Origin of the sequence: Curtobacterium sp. MCSS17_007 (genome assembly GCF_003234175.2) — a bacterium.
GTDB lineage: Bacteria > Actinomycetota > Actinomycetes > Actinomycetales > Microbacteriaceae > Curtobacterium.
In genome coordinates this window covers 1,435,034-1,451,299 of sequence record NZ_CP126257.1, presented here as the reverse complement: position 1 = coordinate 1,451,299, position 16,266 = coordinate 1,435,034, and the positions used below count along the sequence as shown (strand labels likewise).

The window sequence follows — 16,266 nt, the reverse complement described above, 5'->3', positions numbered from 1 at the left end:
GCTAGAGCGCGCCGAGGTTCGTGTCCAGCTCGAACGGCGTGACCTGGTCGCGGTACGCCTTCCACTCCTGCCGCTTGTTGAGCAGGACGTAGTTGAAGACCTGCTCACCCAGCGTCTCGGCGACGAGCTCCGAGTCCTCCATCAGCCCGAGGGCGTGGTCGAGGCTCGCCGGGAGCTGCTTGTACCCGAGGGCACGGCGCTCGGCGTCGGACAGGCTCCAGACGTTGTCCTCGGCCTCGGGCGGGAGCTCGTAGCCCTCGTCGATGCCCTTGAGGCCCGCGGCGAGCAGCAGCGAGTAGGCCAGGTACGGGTTGGCCGCCGAGTCGATGCCGCGGTACTCCACCCGGGCGGACTGGCCCTTGTTCGGCTTGTAGAGCGGGACGCGCACGAGCGCCGAACGGTTGTTGTGGCCCCAGGTCACGAAGGACGGAGCCTCGTCGCCGCCCCAGAGGCGCTTGTAGGAGTTGACGAACTGGTTCGTGACGGCGGTGATCTCCGGTGCGTGGCGCAGGACGCCCGCGATGAAGTGCTTCGCGGTCTGCGAGAGCTGGTACTCGCCGCCCGCCTCGTAGAACGCGTTCTGGTCGCCCTCGAAGAGCGACACGTGCGTGTGCATGCCCGACCCCGGCTGCCCGGACAGCGGCTTCGGCATGAAGGTGGCGTAGACGCCCTGCTCGATCGCGACCTCCTTCACCACCGTGCGGAAGGTCATGATGTTGTCCGCCATCGTCAGCGCGTCGGCGTAGCGCAGGTCGATCTCGTTCTGCCCGGGGCCGGCCTCGTGGTGGGAGAACTCCACCGAGATGCCGAGGTCCTCGAGCATGCGGACCGAGCGCCGACGGAAGTCGTGGGCGCTGCCGCCGGGGACGTTGTCGAAGTAACCCGCCTGGTCGACGGGCTGCGGGCCGCCGTCCTTCCAGTCGCGGCTCTTGAGCAGGTAGAACTCGATCTCGGGATGCGTGTAGAAGGTGAAGCCACGGTCGCTCGCCTTGGCGAGGGTCCGCTTCAGCACGTTCCGGGGGTCGGCCACGGCGGGCTGTCCGTCCGGCGTCGTGATGTCGCAGAACATCCGCGCCGTCGGGTCGACCTCGCCCCGCCATGGCAGGATCTGGAACGTCGAAGGGTCCGGGTGTGCCAGGACGTCGGCCTCGTAGGACCGCGTGAGGCCCTCGATCGCGGAACCGTCGAACCCGATGCCCTCCGCGAAGGCGCCCTCGACCTCGGCCGGGGCGATCGCGACGGACTTCAGCGTGCCGATGACGTCAGTGAACCAGAGTCGGATGAACTTGATGCCCCGCTCCTCGATGGTGCGGAGCACGAAGTCCGTCTGCTTGTCCATGCACGACCTTTCCGTGTTCGGCGGGGCTCGGGGCTCCCGTCACCACAGGCTAGTGCTCCGGGCCCGGCGTGCGCGACGCCCGTGCGGAGCGTCGGGCAGGACGTGCCCGAGAACGTCCCCAGGTCCGACGACCAGTGTCGGGGCGGAACACCGAACGCAGCGAACGGAGCCCTGCATGGCCGTCCTCGACGACGCCGACGTCCTCACCCAGACCCCGATGCCCGTCCCCGAGGCGAGAGGGCCGCTCAGCGCAGCCCTCATCGACGCCCTGACCACCGGGACGCCCGGTGCAGGGACACCCGGTGCCGGGACGCCCGGTCCGGACGCGCTCCGTGACGCGGCGACGGCAGCGGTCGACCGCGCCGAGGACGTCCTGACGGACGACGACGTGCAGCTCACGCTCTTCCTGCTCTACGAGCTGCACTACGGCGGCATCGTCGGCGTGGACGACGACCTCGAGTGGGACCCCGCCCTGCTCGCTGCCCGCGCCGTGCTCGAGACCGCACACGAGGCGGCGGTCCGCGCCGTGGTCCCGCTCCCCGAGCGCCCGGAACCGACGGCCGAGGCCGTGTCGGCGGCGTTGTTCGCGCTCACCGCGGCCGACAGCGGGCCGAGCCTGTCCCGCTGGGTCGCGCGCAAGGCCGACCGGGAGCACATCCGCGAGTTCCTCGTGCAGAAGAGCATCTACACGCTGAAGGAGGCCGACCCGCACAGCTGGGCGATCCCGCGGCTGTCCGGCCGGGCGAAGTCGGCCCTGGTCGAGATCCAGTCGGACGAGTACGGCGGCGGGCGACCGAAGCGCATCCACTCGGCGATCTTCGCCAGGACCGTCCGCGCCGCGGGACTGGACGACTCCTACGGCCGGTACGTCGACCTGGTGCCGGCGATCACGCTGGCCGCGCTCAACACGATGAGCCTGTTCGGGCTGCACCGTCGGCTGCGCGGAGCGGTCGTCGGGCACCTCGCGGCCTTCGAGATGACGTCGTCGGTGCCGAGTCGGCTCTACGGCGACGGTTTCCGGCGCAACGGGTTCGACGAGGACGCGACGTGGTACTTCGACGAGCACGTCGAGGCGGACGCGGTCCACGAGCAGATCGCGGGCCGCGACCTCGCGGGCGGGCTCGTCGCCGCCGACCCCGCACTGCTCGGCGACGTCCTGTTCGGCGCAGCCGCCTGCCTGGTGGTCGAGGGGATGGTGGGCGCGCACGTGCTCAACGCCTGGGAGTCGGGCACGTCGTCCCTGCGCCGTCCGCTGCCCGCTGACGGGGTCCCCGCGTGACGGGGCGCGAGGAGGACGAGGCAGAGCTCGTCGCCTACCCCGACGGGCCGTTCCTGCTCCGCGGCGCCGTGCGCATCGTCGGCCCCGACGGACAGGAACTCCCCCGGCGGCGACGGACCGTCGCGCTGTGCCGGTGCGGCAAGTCGACCCTGAAGCCGTACTGCGACGGGACGCACAAGATCATCGGGTTCCGGACCGAACCCGAGCTGCCGGGCGTCGACGAGCGGGACGCGTCCGCCGACTGACGAGCCGGACGCGCGGCGCTGCGGGTCCGCGCTGCGGGCACGGACGCTGCGGGCACGGTCGCTGCGCGTGCTCACCGCCGTGCGTCCGTCACCGGTCGGGGGCGGACCTCAGCGGTCCTCGTCGTCCCAGCGCTCGTTGTTCGCCTTGATGCGGTCCAGGGCGTGTTGCGCCTCCTCACGCGTCCCGAACGGCCCGATGCGGTCGCGCTGCGGCGACTGCGGGCCCTGCTCGACCTCGTGCGTCTTCTCGTTGAACCACCACTGGGACTCGATGCGTTCGTCGCTCATGGCGCCACCGTACCCACGCGGCGGTCGGTGCGGCCGCGTGCGGGCCACCGCGGTCACGCGGACACGCCGGCGTCACCGTCGGACGCCCGCGTCCCCTCGAGACGCCTCCGGATGTGGCGGCGTCTCGACGGGACGGCGGCGTCTCGACGAGCCGCCGGTGTCGCGGCGGGCACGGCGGCCTGGGCGACGACGCGCTGCCACACCCGGTTAGAGTGGTCGGCATGCCCCGGGACGCACACGGACACCTGACCGCCGGCCGGATCTCCCCCCAGCGCCCCGTGCCCGAGGACATCGAGCGCCCCGAGTACGTCGGTCGCGCCGAACCGCACGAGCACGGCCTCGGCGACACCTACACGCCGGACGAGGTCGAGCGCATCCGCACGGCGGGCCGCATCGCCTCGCAGGCCATCGACGCCGTCGGCGAGGCCATCCGCCCGGGCGTCACCACCGACGAGCTCGACCGGATCGGGCACGACTTCGTGGTGTCGCACGGCGCCTACCCGTCGACGCTCGGGTACCGCGGGTACCCGAAGTCCCTCTGCTCCAGCCTCAACGAGGTCATCTGCCACGGCATCCCCGACGACACCGTGCTGCAGGAGGGCGACCTGGTCAACATCGACGTCACGGCCTACAAGGACGGCATGCACGGCGACACGAACCGGACCTTCGTGGTCGGGCAGGCGTCGCAGGAGGTGCAGGATCTGGTCGACCGGACACGCACCGCACTCGAGCGCGGCATCAAGGCCGTCGCACCCGGGCGACAGGTGAACGTCATCGGCCGGGCGATCGAGGCCTACGCGAAGCGCTTCGGCTACGGCGTCGTCCGTGACTACACCGGGCACGGCGTCGGGCGGGCGTTCCACTCCGGCCTGATCATCCCGCACTACGACGCGCCGCAGTACGACACCGTCATCGAGCCCGGCATGGTGTTCACCATCGAGCCCATGCTCACGCTCGGCGGCATCGACGCGGACATCTGGTCGGACGACTGGACCGTCTCGACGCGTGACAAGTCCTGGACCGCACAGTTCGAACACACCCTCGTCGTCACCGAGCGCGGCGCGGAACTCCTGACCGTCTCCTGACGGCACCCCCTTCCCCCAGAAAGGCACACCCATGACCACCCTCGCAGTCGGCGTCGACATCGGCGGTACGGGCATCAAGGGCGCGATCGTCGACGTCACCACCGGCGAACTGCAGACCGACCGGATCAAGAAGGCCACGCCCGAGGGCGGCAAGCCGCACGACATCGTCGCGGTCGCGAAGTCCATCCTCGACGAGCTCGCGCCGGCCGCCGACGTGCCCGTCGGGGTCTGCTTCCCCGCGATCGTCCGCGACGGCAAGACCATGTCGGCCGCGAACGTGTCGAAGAAGTGGATCGGCTTCGAGGCCGAGGCGCTGTTCGAGAAGGAGCTCGGGCGGTCCATCCACTTCGTCAACGACGCAGACGCCGCCGGGTTCGCCGAGCAGCAGTTCGGAGCCGCGAAGGGCAAGGAAGGGCTCGTCGTCGTCACGACCCTCGGCACCGGGATCGGCACCGCGCTCATCAACGACGGCGTCCTCATCGTGAACTCCGAGCTCGGACACCTGGAGATCGACGGGCACGACGCCGAGACGCGGGCGTCCTTCGCGGCCAAGGAGCGGGACGAACTGTCCTGGAAGCACTGGGCGAAGCGGCTGCAGAAGTACTACTCGACGCTCGAGGCGCTGCTCTCCCCCGAGCTCTTCGTCGTGGGCGGCGGTGTGTCGAAGCACCACGAGGAGTTCCTCCCGCTGCTCGACCTGCAGGCCGACATCATCCCCGCGACCCTCCGCAACAACGCCGGCATCATCGGCGCGGCGACCCTGGCGGCGCGCTCGCGCTGAGCGCTCGGGGCCGGAGACCGCTCCGGCACGGGTAGACTCGATGGTGCGAATGGGTCGGTGAGACGGTCGCGTCACTCCTCCGGGAGTGCCGAGGAACGTCCGGGCTCCACAGAGCAGGGCGGTGGGTAACACCCACCCGGAGCAATCCGCGAGACAGTGCCACAGAAAGCAGACCGCCGGCGGCGACGTCGGTAAGGGTGAAACGGCGGTGTAAGAGACCACCAGGGGTCCGGGTGACCGGACCTGCTCGGTAAACCTCGCCCGGAGCAAGGTCAGACAGAGGACGACGAGGCTGCTCGCTGAGTCCTCGGGTGGACCGCTGGAGGCCGACGGCAACGTCGGTCCGAGAGAGATGGCCGTCACCGCGAGAGCGGGACAGAACCCGGCGTACGGCCGGCCCATTCGCACCGTACTCCCGCCGTGATCGGATGCGCCGCGGGTCGCGTCGGCGTCGCGCGATGCGGGCTGCGTGGACGGCGACGAACGGACGGGAGGCGCACGGCCGTGTCGCCGCGCGCCTCCCGTCCGGAGCATCGTCGGGTGCTGCGTCGGCGGGACCCCGCAGGCCCCCTACAGGCCGGACTCGGCCGTCCGCACCAGGATCGCGTCGCTGTCCGGGCAGAGCACGACGTCGTCGGGGGCGGCCTGGCGGATGGTCTGCAGGTCCGACGCGGTGAGCGTCACACCCGACGCGGTGGACACGCCGCCCTGGAGCAGCGACGCGCCGAAGCCGTAGCGCGCGCGCTGCCGGTCGTACAGGGCGAGCAGGTCGGCGGGCACCTTCGCTGCGACGGCCGCGCGGCTCGCCACGGCGGACTGGCGGTCCGCTTCGACACGAGCGATCTCGGCGTCCCGCTCCCCGACCAGGGCTGCGCGGTCGGCGTCGACCTGGGCGAGCTGCGCCTCGATGTCGCCGACGCGGGCGCGGTGGACGTCGAGCTGCTCCATGACCTCGAGCTCGGCGGTCTCGAGGTCGCCGACGCGGCGGTCGAGCGAGTCCATCTCGCTCTGGAGCCCGGCGGCGTCCTTGCCGTTGGTGACGTTCTGCAGCATCGTCGTGTCCCGCTGGATGCGCGCCTGCGCGCTCGCGATGTCGGACTCGAGGCGCGCGAGGTCGCGCTCGGCGTCCTCGACGCGGCCGGTCGCGGCGGCGAGCTCGGCGCGGAGCGACGCCGCGGAGGCGCCGAGCTCCGTGAGCCGGTCGCCCTTCTGCAGCGAGGTGATGCGGTGCGACAGACGGGTCACGTCGTTGTCGAGGCGCTGGAGGTCGAGGAGGACGACCTGGTCCTCGGGTGCTGCCTTCACGGTCGGTCTCCTTCGTGGGCGGGTTCGGAGGCGGGCTCGGCCGCCGGCAGGACGGCGAAGTCCCAGGGGTCGGTGCGCAGGTCGCTGACGGTGACACGGACGCCCGCGGCTCGACGCAGCTGCTCGGCGGCGACGTCGAGCCACAGCCACTCGGTGGCCCAGTGCGACGTGTCGACGAGCGCGGGTCCGTCGCCGAGCGATGCCTGCTCGCGGAACTCCGATGCGGGGTGGTGCCGGAGGTCGCTCGTCACGTAGACGTCGGCCGCGCGGACGGCGGCGTTCCCGAGGTACGCGTCCCCGGCACCGGCGCAGAGCGCGACCGTGCGCACCGGGCGGTCGAAGTCGCCGGACACGCGCACCCCGGTCGCGGTCGGGGGCAGGATGTCGACGAGGGTGCGTGCGAGCGCGCCGAGGGTGGTCCCGGTCGGCAGGACCCCGACGCGGCCGATGCCCGTCGCGGGGTCGGCACCCGGCTCGAGCGGACGCTGCTCGACCAGGCCGAGCCGGTCGGCGAGCACGGCGGAGGTGCCGGTCGTGACGACGTCCGCGTTGGTGTGCGCGGCGAGCAGCGCCGTCCCGCCGCGGACGAGCGTCGCGAGCACGCGGCCCTTCACGGTGGTCTCGTCGATGGTCGTCACGCCGCGCAGCAGGAGCGGGTGGTGGGTCAGGAGCAGGTCAGCACCGAGCTCGACCGCCTCGTCGGCGGTGGCCGGGACGGCGTCGACGGCGAGGTGGACGTGGTCGACCCGCTGGTCCGGGTCGCCGGAGACGAGCCCGACGGCGTCCCACGACTCGGCGCCGGCGGCGGGCCACAGGTCCTCGGTGACGGCCTGGAGGTCGCGGAGCGTCGGCATCCCGTCAGTCTACCGAGCCGCCGGCGCCGTCCGGCGCGTCAGCGGCGACCGAACAGGGCACGGAGGCGCGAGACGAGCCGCGTCCACCAGCCACCGTCGGCGCCGTCCGCGACGGCCGTCGCCGGCGTGGACGCGTCGTCGTGGACGGTCGGGACCGAGACCGCTTCCGGCAGCACCACCGGCGTGCTCGCCGTGGTGCCGGCGTGCGCGGTCAGCGCGGCGGCGAAGGCGGCACGGTCGATGACGGTCGGACCCGTCGCCGGCTGGACGAGCGGGGTCGGGCGCGTGTTCGCCGAGACGGGGGTGCGGGCTTGGAGGGACAGGAGCGGACGGATCGGCTCGTCACGCCCGTCGGTGGTCGCCGCGGCGACGCCGGCGGTCGTGCTCGCGACCGCCGGCGTCGTGGCGACGTCGACGTGACGGGAGCGGACCGCCGGGGAGGATGCCGACGAGGTGCGCGCGGACCCCGGGGCAACGGCCTGCCGCACGGGCGTGGGGACGGGCACCGTGGCGGCACGCCGGGCTGCGGCGCGCTCGCGCCGCTCGGCCTCGTCCGCGGCGTCGGCGAGCAGGTCGGCGAAGACGGCGCGGGCGAAGCCGCGAGCGGCCTCGACCTCGGCGTCGTCGATGTCCGCGACGGCGACCTCCCACGCGGCGAGGCGGGCGAGGTCCTCGTCGCGGCGTCGGACCTCGTCCTCGAGCAGCTCGATGCGCTCGACGGTCGTCCGGCCGCTCGCGGCGGAGACCTCGACCGCGAGGTCCTCGATGCGCAGGGCGAGCCGTGCCGGCGGCTCGGGGAACGACGGGGCGCAGGCCGCGACGTGGCGGGCGCGGTCGCGTCGACGGAACGACGTCGAGACCTCGGCCCGGTCCGCGGCGGGCTGCTCGGCGGCGACCTGCTCGGGCGCAGCGGGGACCGACGCGGGCTGCTCGGGCGCGGCGGGCTCCGGTGTGGTCCGGGCGGCAGCGTCCGAGAGCATCACCGGCCGCTGCACGGGACCCGTGACCGGCGGCACCACGAGGTCCGCCAGGTACGGCGTGCGGGGGGCCGGGACGTCTCGGAGCCACTCCTCGAGCTCGCGCCCGAACGGGTCGACGAGGGGGGTGCGTGCACCGGGCTGGGTCTCCATGTGACGCAGGATAGATATCACGGACGCCCGGACCGGGGAGATCCGCGGAGTGTCGCGCATCCCAGCGCACGACACGTCATGTGCCGGCGCAGAGGTGAGCGGCGTGTCACCCGTTCGGGCGACCCTCGACCGACTCCGCGACGAACGTGTCCAGCAACCGTCGTCCCTCAGGCCAGGCACCGCTCGCGACGTTGACGTGCTGGCGCGCCCCCACCCGCAGCACCCCGGCGCCGAGCACCTCCGCGAACTGCCCGGCACGCTCGGCCGAGCAGTACGGGTCGTCGTCGCTCACCACGAGGGCCGTCGGCGCCACGACCGGCCGCGACGGAGCGAGGAACCCCCGGGCCGCCTCCGGGAAGACCGGCGCGGTGGGGTCGGGTGGCGCCACGAGGAACGCTCCGACGACCTCGACGTCGCCGTGGTCCGCGAGCCAGTGTGCGGCGGCCAGGACCCCGAGGCTGTGGGCGACGAGCACCGGTGGACGATCGCAGGCCGCCACGGCGACCGAGATCGCACGGTCCCAGTCACGGGGGTCCGGCTCCGACCACGACGCCGGCGCGATCCGCACGGCAGACGCCCCGCGCTCGCCCTGCCAGCGGGACTGCCAGTGCTCGGGGTCGGACCCCCAGATGCCCGGCACGACGACCCACGGGTGCTGGTCGGCCGGCCGCTGGTGTGCGTTCATGCGGGCAGCGTAGCGGGGGCGCTCGGCGTCACGACGCCAGGGTGTCGCGGGGGTACTCGCCGAACCGCTGGGCGTAGGCCGCGGAGAACCGTCCGAGGTGCGCGAAGCCCCAGCGCACGGCGACCGAGGCGACGGTGAGCTGTCCGGTTGCACCCCGGAGGAGCTCGTCGTGCACGCGGTCCATGCGGATGCCGCGCAGCACGGCGTTCGGCGCGGTGCCGACCTGTCGTTGGAAGGCCTGCTGGAGCCCGCGGACGCTGAGTCCCACGTGCTCGGCCACGTCGGTCGTCGTGATCGGGGTGTGCGCCCTGGCGTGCATGTACTCGATCGCCGCGCGGACGCGGGTCGTGGCGCCCTGCGGGACGGGTACCTCGGGCGTCAGCTGCTCGTGCGGGAACGCGTGCAGCACCGCGAGAGCCGTCGCCCGTGCGGTCTCCGCGAGGACGAGCGGCGACGGCTCCGCCGGCCCCAGCACGACCTGCGCCGCGCGGTGGACCTGCGCGTTCCAGGTCCGCAGGTCCTCGGCGCGCGGCCGGGCCGTGTGGTCGAAGACGAGCGGCCCGGGCTGCCCACCGTGCACCTCGGCAGCGATGCCCTCGAGGAACCGGCGGTCGACGTGCACGAGGTGCTGCCGGACGTCCGCGAGGTCGAACACGAACGGACGACCGGACGGGAAGACGACCGGCGTGCCGGGTGCGAACCGGACCTCGTCGCGCCCGACGTCGACGGTCCCACCCCCGTCGGTGGTCCACATCACGACGTGGTCGTCCCCGGACGACGCCGCACCGCTCACCTGGGCGTCGAAGTGCGTCGTGCGGAACGACATCGTGTCGTCACCGACCATCCGGAAGCGGTAGCCGAAGGGCCGCTCGGTCCGACGTGCCGTGAACCGCGTGCCCTCGTAGGCGTCCGAGAAGAGCTGCAGGGCAGCACCGAGGTCGGTGCCGGCAGCCTCGGTGCGCAGCCGGGTGCTCGCGGGCGCGTCGGTCGTCATCGGACCGAGCGTCCCACCACGCTCGGACCGGGGGTCGCTCGCCGGGTGGACGTGCGCGGATCGGCCGTCGTCGTGCGGGAACCGGACCACGGGTTCCCCCCGGATGCGGGGCGGGACGTCCGCCGACGGGTCAGTGACGACCGCGGCGGACCAGCCAGCGGTTCCGTTCCTCCACGCGGTCGTAGCGCAGGTCGTCCACGACCATCTGCACGAGGGCGAGCCCCCGACCACCCTCCGCAAGGGCGTCCGGCAGGTGCGCCGCCGACGGGTCGACGAGCACGGGCACACCGTCGTCGGTCAGCGAGACGAGCACCTCGTCCGGTCCGACGTCCACACGCAGCGAGCAGGTCACGCTGCGGCCGCCGGCTCCGTGCTCGATGACGTTCGAGGCGAGCTCCACCAGGGCGAGCTCGAGCGCCATGCGGTCCTCGGGCGAGAGATCCGGTTCGCGGTCCCACACGGAGGACAGGAACGTGTGCACCGCCGTGACGTCGTCAGGCGGGCAGGCGAGGTCGAGGACGTGCTCGCCCATGGCGACCGTCATCCCCAGTTCGTGACCGCGGCGTCCCCGTCCGGGTACGTCCGCAGGATCTTGTCGATGTTCGAGAGCTTGAGCACCATCTGCACCTGCTCCGACGGAGCGGCGATGCGGAGGTCTCCCCCGGCCTGTCGCGCGGTCTTCAGGCACCCGACGAGCGCGCCGAGGCCCGACGAGTCCATGAACTCGACGCCGGACAGCTCGACGACCAACCGGGCGCGACCGCCCTCGACCACCTTGGCCACGGTCTCGCGGAACGCGCCCGCGCTGACCATGTTCAGGCGGCCGCTGCACTCGAGGACGGCAGTGTCGTCCGTTGCCTCGTGTACGACGATGTCCATGCACGTGCCTCCTCGGTTCGGTACGGGTGCACCCTGCAACCTACCGGGTGCAGGCCGTCGAGCGGTACGGCCTCGCCGCGCCGTCGCCGGATCCACCCGCGAACGGACGGGAGGCGCGGTGCCAGCCGGCACCGCGCCTCCCGTCGTGCGGTCCGTCGATCAGCCCGTGTTCTGCAGACCGGCGGCGATCCCGTTGACCGTGAGCAGCAGCAGCCGGTGGTCGCCGTCCGTCGGGTCCGTGCTGCCGGACGTGCGGATCGCACGGAGCGCGCGGAGCTGCAGGTGCGACAGCGCGTCGACGTACGGGCTGCGGAGGCGGACGGCGCGGGCGAGCACCGGACGGTCCTCGAGCACGTCGCTCCCGCCGGACACGCGGAGCACCCAGTCACGCGTCCGGAGCATCTCGTCGAGGACCTTCGCCGCGAGGTCGTCGCGGTCGGCCAGCTCGAGGTACCGACGGGCGATCTGCTCGTCGGTCTTGGCGAGCGACATCTCAACGTTCTTGATCATCGCGCCGAACAGGGGCCACTCGGCGTACGCGGAACGGAGCACGTCGACGTCACCGACGGCCTCGAGCGCGGAGCCGAGTCCGTACCAGCCGGCCAGGTTGATGCGCGCCTGCGTCCACGAGAACACCCACGGGATCGCGCGGAGGTCCTCGAGGGACTCGACACTCAGCCCGCGGCGGGCGGGCCGGGAGCCGAGCGGCAGGAGGCCGAGCTCCTCCATCGGCGTGACCCGGGCGAACCACGGGGCGAAGCCGTCCGCCTTCACCAGGTCGTAGAACGCCTGCCGGGACACGTCGTCGAGCTGCTGGGCGAGATCCGCGAAGCGGGTCGCCGCTGCGGCCGTCCGCGCCTCGTTCGAGGGCGACGAGGCGAACAGGGTGGCCGACGCCATCTGCTCGAGGTGCCGCGCCGCGATGTCCTGGTCGCCGTACTGGGCGAAGATGACCTCGCCCTGCTCGGTGAGCTTGAGACGGCCGTCGATGGATCCCGGCGGCTGCGCGAGGACCGCCTCGTTCGCCGGCCCGCCACCGCGGCCGAGGGAACCACCACGGCCGTGGAACAGCGTCAGTTCGACGTCGTGCTCCCGTGCCCAGTCCGCGATCCGCGCCTGTGCGTCGTACAGCGCGAGGTTCGCCGAGACCGGACCGACGTCCTTCGAGGAGTCGGAGTACCCGAGCATGACCTCGAGCTTGCGGCCGGTCGCCGCCAGCCGACGTTCGAAGGGCTCGCTGTGCACGGCCTCGTCGAGGATCTCGACGCTCGCGTGCAGGTCCGCGAAGGTCTCGAAGAGCGGGATGACGTCGAGCACCGGAGCGGCGTCACCGCAGGCGGCGACCGCGAGCTCGTGCACGTTCGCCAGGTCGGCTGCCGACTGGGTGAAGGACACGATGTACCGGTGCGCGGCCCGCACGCCGTACCGCTGCTGCAGGTCGGCGACCGTGCGGAACACGGCGAGGACCTCTTCCGTGGTCTCGCTCAGCGGCCCGCCGGCACGGATCTCGGCCAGCGCGTTCCGGTGCACCTGGGAGTGCTGGCGCACCTCGAGCTCGGCGAGGTGGAACCCGAAGGTCTCGACCTGCCAGACGAGGTTCTGCAGCTCACCGTTCGCGGTGCGGACGGCCCCGGCTGCGACGAGCGACGTCTGGATCACGCGGAGGTCGGCGAGGAGTTCCTCGGGGCCGGCGTAGGCGAGGCCGTCCTGCCCACGACGCGTGGCCCGGATGCGTGCCGCGACGAAGAGCAGCGCGCGCCGGTGCGTCTCGTTCGGAGCACGGACGCCGATGCGCTCGGCGATGCCCGGGTCGAGTGCCTCCTGCGCGGCGACGAGTGCCTGCAGCCCGGGATCGGCCGGCGTCTCCGCGGCGTCCAGCGTCAGCGCCGACCCGATGCGGGTCGCCGCTCGCGCGAGACCGAGCAGGATGTGCTCCGCCGCGATGTCGGCCGCCTGCCGCGTCACCGCCGCCGTGACGTGCGGGTTGCCGTCGCGGTCGCCGCCGATCCAGGTGCCGAACCGCACGAACGCCGGCGCGGTCACCGGGACGCGTCCGGCGTCGTCGCCGAGGAGCCGGTCGTCGAGCAGTCGGTAGACCTGCGGCACGATCTCGAACAGCGTCTGGTCGAAGACGCTCATCGCGGTGCGGACCTCGTCGAGCGGGGTCGGGCGGGTGGTCCGCAGCGGCGAGGTGCGGAGGAGCGTCGTGATCTCCTCGAGCAGGCGACGCTCGTTCTCGGCCCGGGCGGTGGCGTTGCGCGCCCCGTCGCGCTCGTCGATGAGGTCGGTGATCCGCCGGACCGCCGTCGTCACCGCACGGCGGCGGGCCTCGGTCGGGTGGGCGGTGAGGACGGGGTGGAACCGGAGGTCGGCCAGGCGCGACGCCGCCTCGTCCTCGCCGACCTGCTCCACGAGCGACGCGTACGTCGCCGGGAACGAGTCGCCGGCGAGGCCCCCGTCGTCACCACGGGCGCGGAGGACCCGCACGCGGTGGTGCTCCTCGGCCAGGTTGGTCAGGTGGAAGTAGGTCGTGAACGCCTGCGCGACGGCCTCGGCCCGCTCGGCGGACATGCCCGCCACGATGGCCTCGGCCCGCGCTGCGCCCTCGGCGTCAGCGCCCTCGTACGCGTCGATGACCGCGGCACGCAGGCTCTCGACGTCGTGGAGCAGGTCGTCGCCGCCGGTCTCCCGCAGCACCCGCCCGAGCAGGTTGCCGAGGTACCGGACGTCCGCGCGCAGGTCGCTGTCGACCGCTCCGCTGACGTCGTCCCGTGCGCGCCCGTGGCGCGTCGATCCGTCGATCGCCGTCATGGGTTCCTCTCACCTTGCGCCGGGACCGCGTCCCGGGTCCCCAGCACTGTACCGGCGCACGCACGCACGTGACGACGACCGTCCGGACGGACCGACCGCGCGCAGGGATCGGCACCGCCCGCTGCACGGCCGAGCGGGCGGTGGCGTGCACGGCCGTCCGTCGTCGGGTGGTCGCCGGGACCACGACGCGGCGCGGGAGCACCCCTGCGGTCGCGTCGCACGCCGTGACCCCGGCGGGTCTGGGCCGGATCAGGCGGGCACGGGGTGCACCGCGCTGCCGCGAGCGGTCGTGGCGACGGCCACCGGCGGACGCAGGGCGGCCACGAGCGCCCGGTCCAGGCCCGCGGCGAGGTCGACCTCGGCGAGCACAGCCTCGCGCTCGGCCGCGGACCACGGGGCGGCGTCGAGCTGCGCCCGGTAGGTGTCCTCGAAGGCCGAGGGGTCGGCGACCTGGTCGAAGATTGTGAAGAGCACGCCGTTCGTGTCGAAGCCGAACCGCTCCTCGAGCAGCCGGGCGAGGGTGGGACCGCCGGTCAGGTCGCCGAGGTACCGCGTGTAGTGGTGTGCGACGAAGCCGCCGGGCGAGGTCGCGGCGACCTCGTTGAGCCGGCGGACGTAGGCGGTGGTGGCCGCGGTCGGACAGCAGAGCTCGGACCAGTCCGGCCCGACGAGGTACTCGAGGTCGGCCCGGATGGCCGGCATGCGGGTCAGCTGGGTCGTCACGAACGGTGCCGCGACCGGGTGGTCCGCCATCCGCTCGGCGGCGCGTTCGAGTGCGTCGTACACGACCGCGTACTGTCCGAGGAGGTCGGCGTAGTCGGCGACGTCGCACTCCCCCGCCAGCAGGTCGTGCGCACCGCCCGACCAGGTGACGGCGCCGCCCGCGAGCGCGACGTCCGTGGCACCAGGTCCGGCACCCGCACGAGAGCGTCGGCGCAGCAGCTCGGAGAACGGCGTCACGGTCGGGCTCATGAGGTAAGGCTAACCTCAGTAGCTGGAAGGTCAAGCACCGGAACAGGAAGTCCACCATGAGCCCGAATCCCAAGCGCACCCAGCACGTGTTCGTCGTCGACCGCACGGAGCGCATCAGCCCGCACATGGTGCGTGTCCACCTCGGCGGCCCGGCCTTCCGCGACTTCCTCGACGACGCCGACCCGGACCGTCTCGCCGCGACCGACCGGTACGTCAAGCTCCTGCTGGCACCGGCGTCGAGCGGCCTCACCCCGCCGTACGACCTCGAGGCGCTGCGGGAGACCCTGCCGAAGCACGAGCGTCCCGCACGCCGCACCTACACCGTCCGTCGGGTCGACCACGCCGCCGGCACGATCGCGATCGACTTCGTCGTGCACGGCGACGAGGGGCTGGCCGGGCCGTGGGCCGCCGCCGCCCGCCCGGGCGACCTCCTCGCGCTGTCCGGCCCCGGCGGCGGCTACGCCCCGTCGCCGGACCCCGCCGTGACCCACGTGCTGCTCGGCGACGACAGCGCCCTGCCGGCGATCGGTGCCGCCCTGGAGGCGATGCCCGCCGACGCGACCGGCGTCGCGCTCGTCGAGGTCGGCGGTGCCGCGGACGAGCAGCCGATCGTGCACCCGGCCGGGGTGGACCTGCGGTGGCTGCACCGCGACGCCACCGGCGCCGAGCCGGGCACCCTGCTGCTCGAGGCGACCCGTGCCCTGCCCCGCGCCTCCCGGCCGGTGCAGGTCTTCGCACACGGGGAGCGGACCGCCGTCAAGGCGGTCCGACGGGTCCTGCAGGACGACTGGGGACTCGAGCGGGCGGAGCTGTCGCTGTCCGCGTACTGGGCGCTCGGCCGCACCGAGGACCGGTTCCAGGAGGAGAAGCGCGAGCCGGTCGGGGCCGTCTTCGCGGACTGACCGCTGCGCGGCCGGGAGGCACGGGCCACGTCGGTGGTGCCCGCTAACGTCCGCGACGTGGTCACCACACCCCCCGCTCCCCCCTGCTGCGTCCCGGGCTGCGGTGCTGCCTCCGCCGCGGACTTCGCCGCCGTGCTGCCGCTCTGCGCCGGTCACGTCGTGCTCGTCGCGGACACCGCGGCCGAGCACGCCGGCGTCGAGGACGCGCTGCCCGGCCCGTGCCCCGTGTGCGGCTCGCGCACGGGCGTCCGGTGGCCGAGCGCGACGCTCTGCGGGACCTGTGAGTGGCGGTGGGGCGAGGTACCGGACGGCGAGCTGCCGCCGCCGCGCGTCGACGTCGTGTACTACCTGCGGCAGCGCGACGACTTCGGCGACCGGGTGAAGATCGGCACGACCGCGAACCCCCGCCAGCGGCTCGCCGCCGTCCCGCACCAGGAGCTGCTGGCGTTCGAACGCGGCGACCGACGGCTCGAGCGACGACGGCACGCGACCTTCGCCGCGACCCGCTACCCGGGCACCGAGTGGTTCCGGACGACCCCGGCGCTGCTGGACCACGTCACGTCGGTGGCCGCCGGGGTCGAGGACCCGTGGGCGCTGCACGCCCGGTGGACGAGCGAGGCCCTGGCCCTGCGCGGCTGAACCACGCCGGCCAGGGGCCACGAGGACGCCCGGTCACGGCGGGGCAGACGCTGCGCGGCCGGACCGGGCAGCGCCGAT

At 73.3% G+C, this 16,266-nt stretch carries 17 protein-coding genes and 1 other RNA gene; 7 read left to right on the top strand and 11 right to left on the bottom strand.

Annotation, left to right across the window (positions count from 1 at the left end; all coding sequences use genetic code 11):
• Position 1: 1 nt before the first annotated feature.
• Positions 2 to 1,339 (bottom strand): type I glutamate--ammonia ligase, encoded by a 1,338-nt coding sequence (gene glnA / locus DEJ22_RS06850; RefSeq protein ID WP_111225915.1) that lies wholly within the window; start codon positions 1,337 to 1,339, stop codon positions 2 to 4.
• A gap of 175 nt (positions 1,340 to 1,514) precedes the next feature.
• Here glnA and DEJ22_RS06845 point away from each other — a divergent pair, with 175 nt between their 5' ends.
• Together DEJ22_RS06845 and DEJ22_RS06840 are read left to right on the top strand one after the other, a co-directional pair.
• Positions 1,515 to 2,618, top strand: coding sequence for an iron-containing redox enzyme family protein (locus tag DEJ22_RS06845; protein WP_258379505.1), 1,104 nt, complete (start codon positions 1,515 to 1,517; stop codon positions 2,616 to 2,618).
• A complete protein-coding gene (locus DEJ22_RS06840; protein WP_111225914.1) occupies positions 2,615 to 2,863 on the top strand; it encodes a CDGSH iron-sulfur domain-containing protein in 249 nt (82 codons plus the stop codon). Before DEJ22_RS06845 ends, DEJ22_RS06840 begins: the two co-directional genes overlap by 4 nt.
• Positions 2,864 to 2,971: 108 nt before the next feature.
• On the opposite strand, the gene DEJ22_RS06835 is transcribed toward DEJ22_RS06840, so the two are convergent.
• Positions 2,972 to 3,151: an SPOR domain-containing protein gene (locus DEJ22_RS06835; protein ID WP_111225913.1), complete on the bottom strand. Its 180-nt coding sequence runs from the start codon at positions 3,149 to 3,151 to the stop codon at positions 2,972 to 2,974.
• 221 nt (positions 3,152 to 3,372) lie between these two features.
• Here DEJ22_RS06835 and map point away from each other — a divergent pair, with 221 nt between their 5' ends.
• The 3 genes from map to rnpB all read left to right on the top strand — a co-directional run bounded on the left by map (position 3,373) and on the right by rnpB (position 5,422).
• Entirely contained in the window at positions 3,373 to 4,236 is an 864-nt protein-coding gene (map, locus tag DEJ22_RS06830) for a type I methionyl aminopeptidase (protein WP_111226381.1), read from the top strand.
• A 31-nt stretch (positions 4,237 to 4,267) separates the two neighbouring features.
• Positions 4,268 to 5,017: a polyphosphate--glucose phosphotransferase gene (gene ppgK, locus DEJ22_RS06825; RefSeq protein WP_111225912.1), complete on the top strand. Its 750-nt coding sequence runs from the start codon at positions 4,268 to 4,270 to the stop codon at positions 5,015 to 5,017.
• 50 nt (positions 5,018 to 5,067) lie between these two features.
• Positions 5,068 to 5,422: RNase P RNA component class A (gene rnpB / locus DEJ22_RS06820), an RNA gene on the top strand.
• A gap of 165 nt (positions 5,423 to 5,587) precedes the next feature.
• Here the strand turns inward: rnpB and DEJ22_RS06815 are convergent.
• From DEJ22_RS06815 to DEJ22_RS06775, 9 genes are all read right to left on the bottom strand, one after another.
• Positions 5,588 to 6,322 carry a zinc ribbon domain-containing protein gene (locus DEJ22_RS06815; protein WP_111225911.1) on the bottom strand — a complete coding sequence of 245 codons (735 nt, stop codon included), beginning with the start codon at positions 6,320 to 6,322 and terminating at the stop codon, positions 5,588 to 5,590.
• Complete coding sequence (locus DEJ22_RS06810; RefSeq protein ID WP_111225910.1) at positions 6,319 to 7,176, bottom strand: Nif3-like dinuclear metal center hexameric protein; 858 nt, start codon at positions 7,174 to 7,176, stop codon at positions 6,319 to 6,321. The genes DEJ22_RS06815 and DEJ22_RS06810 overlap by 4 nt, the downstream gene beginning before the upstream one ends.
• 38 nt (positions 7,177 to 7,214) lie before the next feature.
• Positions 7,215 to 8,306, bottom strand: a complete 1,092-nt coding sequence (locus tag DEJ22_RS06805; protein WP_111225909.1) for a hypothetical protein — start codon at positions 8,304 to 8,306, stop codon at positions 7,215 to 7,217.
• Between the two features lie 106 nt (positions 8,307 to 8,412).
• On the bottom strand, positions 8,413 to 8,991 hold the full coding sequence (locus DEJ22_RS06800) for an RBBP9/YdeN family alpha/beta hydrolase (RefSeq protein ID WP_111225908.1): 579 nt from the start codon (positions 8,989 to 8,991) through the stop codon (positions 8,413 to 8,415).
• Positions 8,992 to 9,019: 28 nt separating this feature from the next.
• Entirely contained in the window at positions 9,020 to 9,985 is a 966-nt protein-coding gene (locus DEJ22_RS06795) for a helix-turn-helix transcriptional regulator (RefSeq protein WP_146241659.1), read from the bottom strand.
• Positions 9,986 to 10,115: 130 nt separating this feature from the next.
• Complete coding sequence (locus tag DEJ22_RS06790; protein ID WP_111225906.1) at positions 10,116 to 10,529, bottom strand: ATP-binding protein; 414 nt, start codon at positions 10,527 to 10,529, stop codon at positions 10,116 to 10,118.
• A complete protein-coding gene (locus DEJ22_RS06785; protein ID WP_111225905.1) occupies positions 10,526 to 10,864 on the bottom strand; it encodes an STAS domain-containing protein in 339 nt (112 codons plus the stop codon). Before DEJ22_RS06785 ends, DEJ22_RS06790 begins: the two co-directional genes overlap by 4 nt.
• A gap of 159 nt (positions 10,865 to 11,023) precedes the next feature.
• Complete coding sequence (locus DEJ22_RS06780; RefSeq protein ID WP_111225904.1) at positions 11,024 to 13,675, bottom strand: phosphoenolpyruvate carboxylase; 2,652 nt, start codon at positions 13,673 to 13,675, stop codon at positions 11,024 to 11,026.
• 249 nt (positions 13,676 to 13,924) lie between these two features.
• Positions 13,925 to 14,647, bottom strand: coding sequence for a biliverdin-producing heme oxygenase (locus DEJ22_RS06775; protein WP_111225903.1), 723 nt, complete (start codon positions 14,645 to 14,647; stop codon positions 13,925 to 13,927).
• Between the two features lie 56 nt (positions 14,648 to 14,703).
• Here DEJ22_RS06775 and DEJ22_RS06770 point away from each other — a divergent pair, with 56 nt between their 5' ends.
• Positions 14,704 to 15,549, top strand: coding sequence for a siderophore-interacting protein (locus DEJ22_RS06770; RefSeq protein ID WP_111225902.1), 846 nt, complete (start codon positions 14,704 to 14,706; stop codon positions 15,547 to 15,549).
• Positions 15,550 to 15,606: 57 nt separating this feature from the next.
• Positions 15,607 to 16,188 (top strand): GIY-YIG nuclease family protein, encoded by a 582-nt coding sequence (locus DEJ22_RS06765; protein ID WP_181430646.1) that lies wholly within the window; start codon positions 15,607 to 15,609, stop codon positions 16,186 to 16,188.
• Positions 16,189 to 16,266 lie beyond the last annotated feature (78 nt).

Bases quoted from the DNA above. Each gene is read 5' to 3' on its own strand.
- glnA (WP_111225915.1), bottom strand. From the start codon at position 1,339: ATGGACAAGCAGACGGACTTCGTGCTCCGCACCATCGAGGAGCGGGGC.
- DEJ22_RS06845 (WP_258379505.1), top strand. From the start codon at position 1,515: ATGGCCGTCCTCGACGACGCCGACGTCCTCACCCAGACCCCGATGCCC.
- DEJ22_RS06835 (WP_111225913.1), bottom strand. From the start codon at position 3,151: ATGAGCGACGAACGCATCGAGTCCCAGTGGTGGTTCAACGAGAAGACG.
- map (WP_111226381.1), top strand. From the start codon at position 3,373: ATGCCCCGGGACGCACACGGACACCTGACCGCCGGCCGGATCTCCCCC.
- ppgK (WP_111225912.1), top strand. From the start codon at position 4,268: ATGACCACCCTCGCAGTCGGCGTCGACATCGGCGGTACGGGCATCAAG.
- DEJ22_RS06810 (WP_111225910.1), bottom strand. From the start codon at position 7,176: ATGCCGACGCTCCGCGACCTCCAGGCCGTCACCGAGGACCTGTGGCCC.
- DEJ22_RS06805 (WP_111225909.1), bottom strand. From the start codon at position 8,306: ATGGAGACCCAGCCCGGTGCACGCACCCCCCTCGTCGACCCGTTCGGG.
- DEJ22_RS06800 (WP_111225908.1), bottom strand. From the start codon at position 8,991: ATGAACGCACACCAGCGGCCGGCCGACCAGCACCCGTGGGTCGTCGTG.
- DEJ22_RS06795 (WP_146241659.1), bottom strand. From the start codon at position 9,985: ATGACGACCGACGCGCCCGCGAGCACCCGGCTGCGCACCGAGGCTGCC.
- DEJ22_RS06790 (WP_111225906.1), bottom strand. From the start codon at position 10,529: ATGACGGTCGCCATGGGCGAGCACGTCCTCGACCTCGCCTGCCCGCCT.
- DEJ22_RS06785 (WP_111225905.1), bottom strand. From the start codon at position 10,864: ATGGACATCGTCGTACACGAGGCAACGGACGACACTGCCGTCCTCGAG.
- DEJ22_RS06780 (WP_111225904.1), bottom strand. From the start codon at position 13,675: ATGACGGCGATCGACGGATCGACGCGCCACGGGCGCGCACGGGACGAC.
- DEJ22_RS06775 (WP_111225903.1), bottom strand. From the start codon at position 14,647: ATGAGCCCGACCGTGACGCCGTTCTCCGAGCTGCTGCGCCGACGCTCT.
- DEJ22_RS06770 (WP_111225902.1), top strand. From the start codon at position 14,704: ATGAGCCCGAATCCCAAGCGCACCCAGCACGTGTTCGTCGTCGACCGC.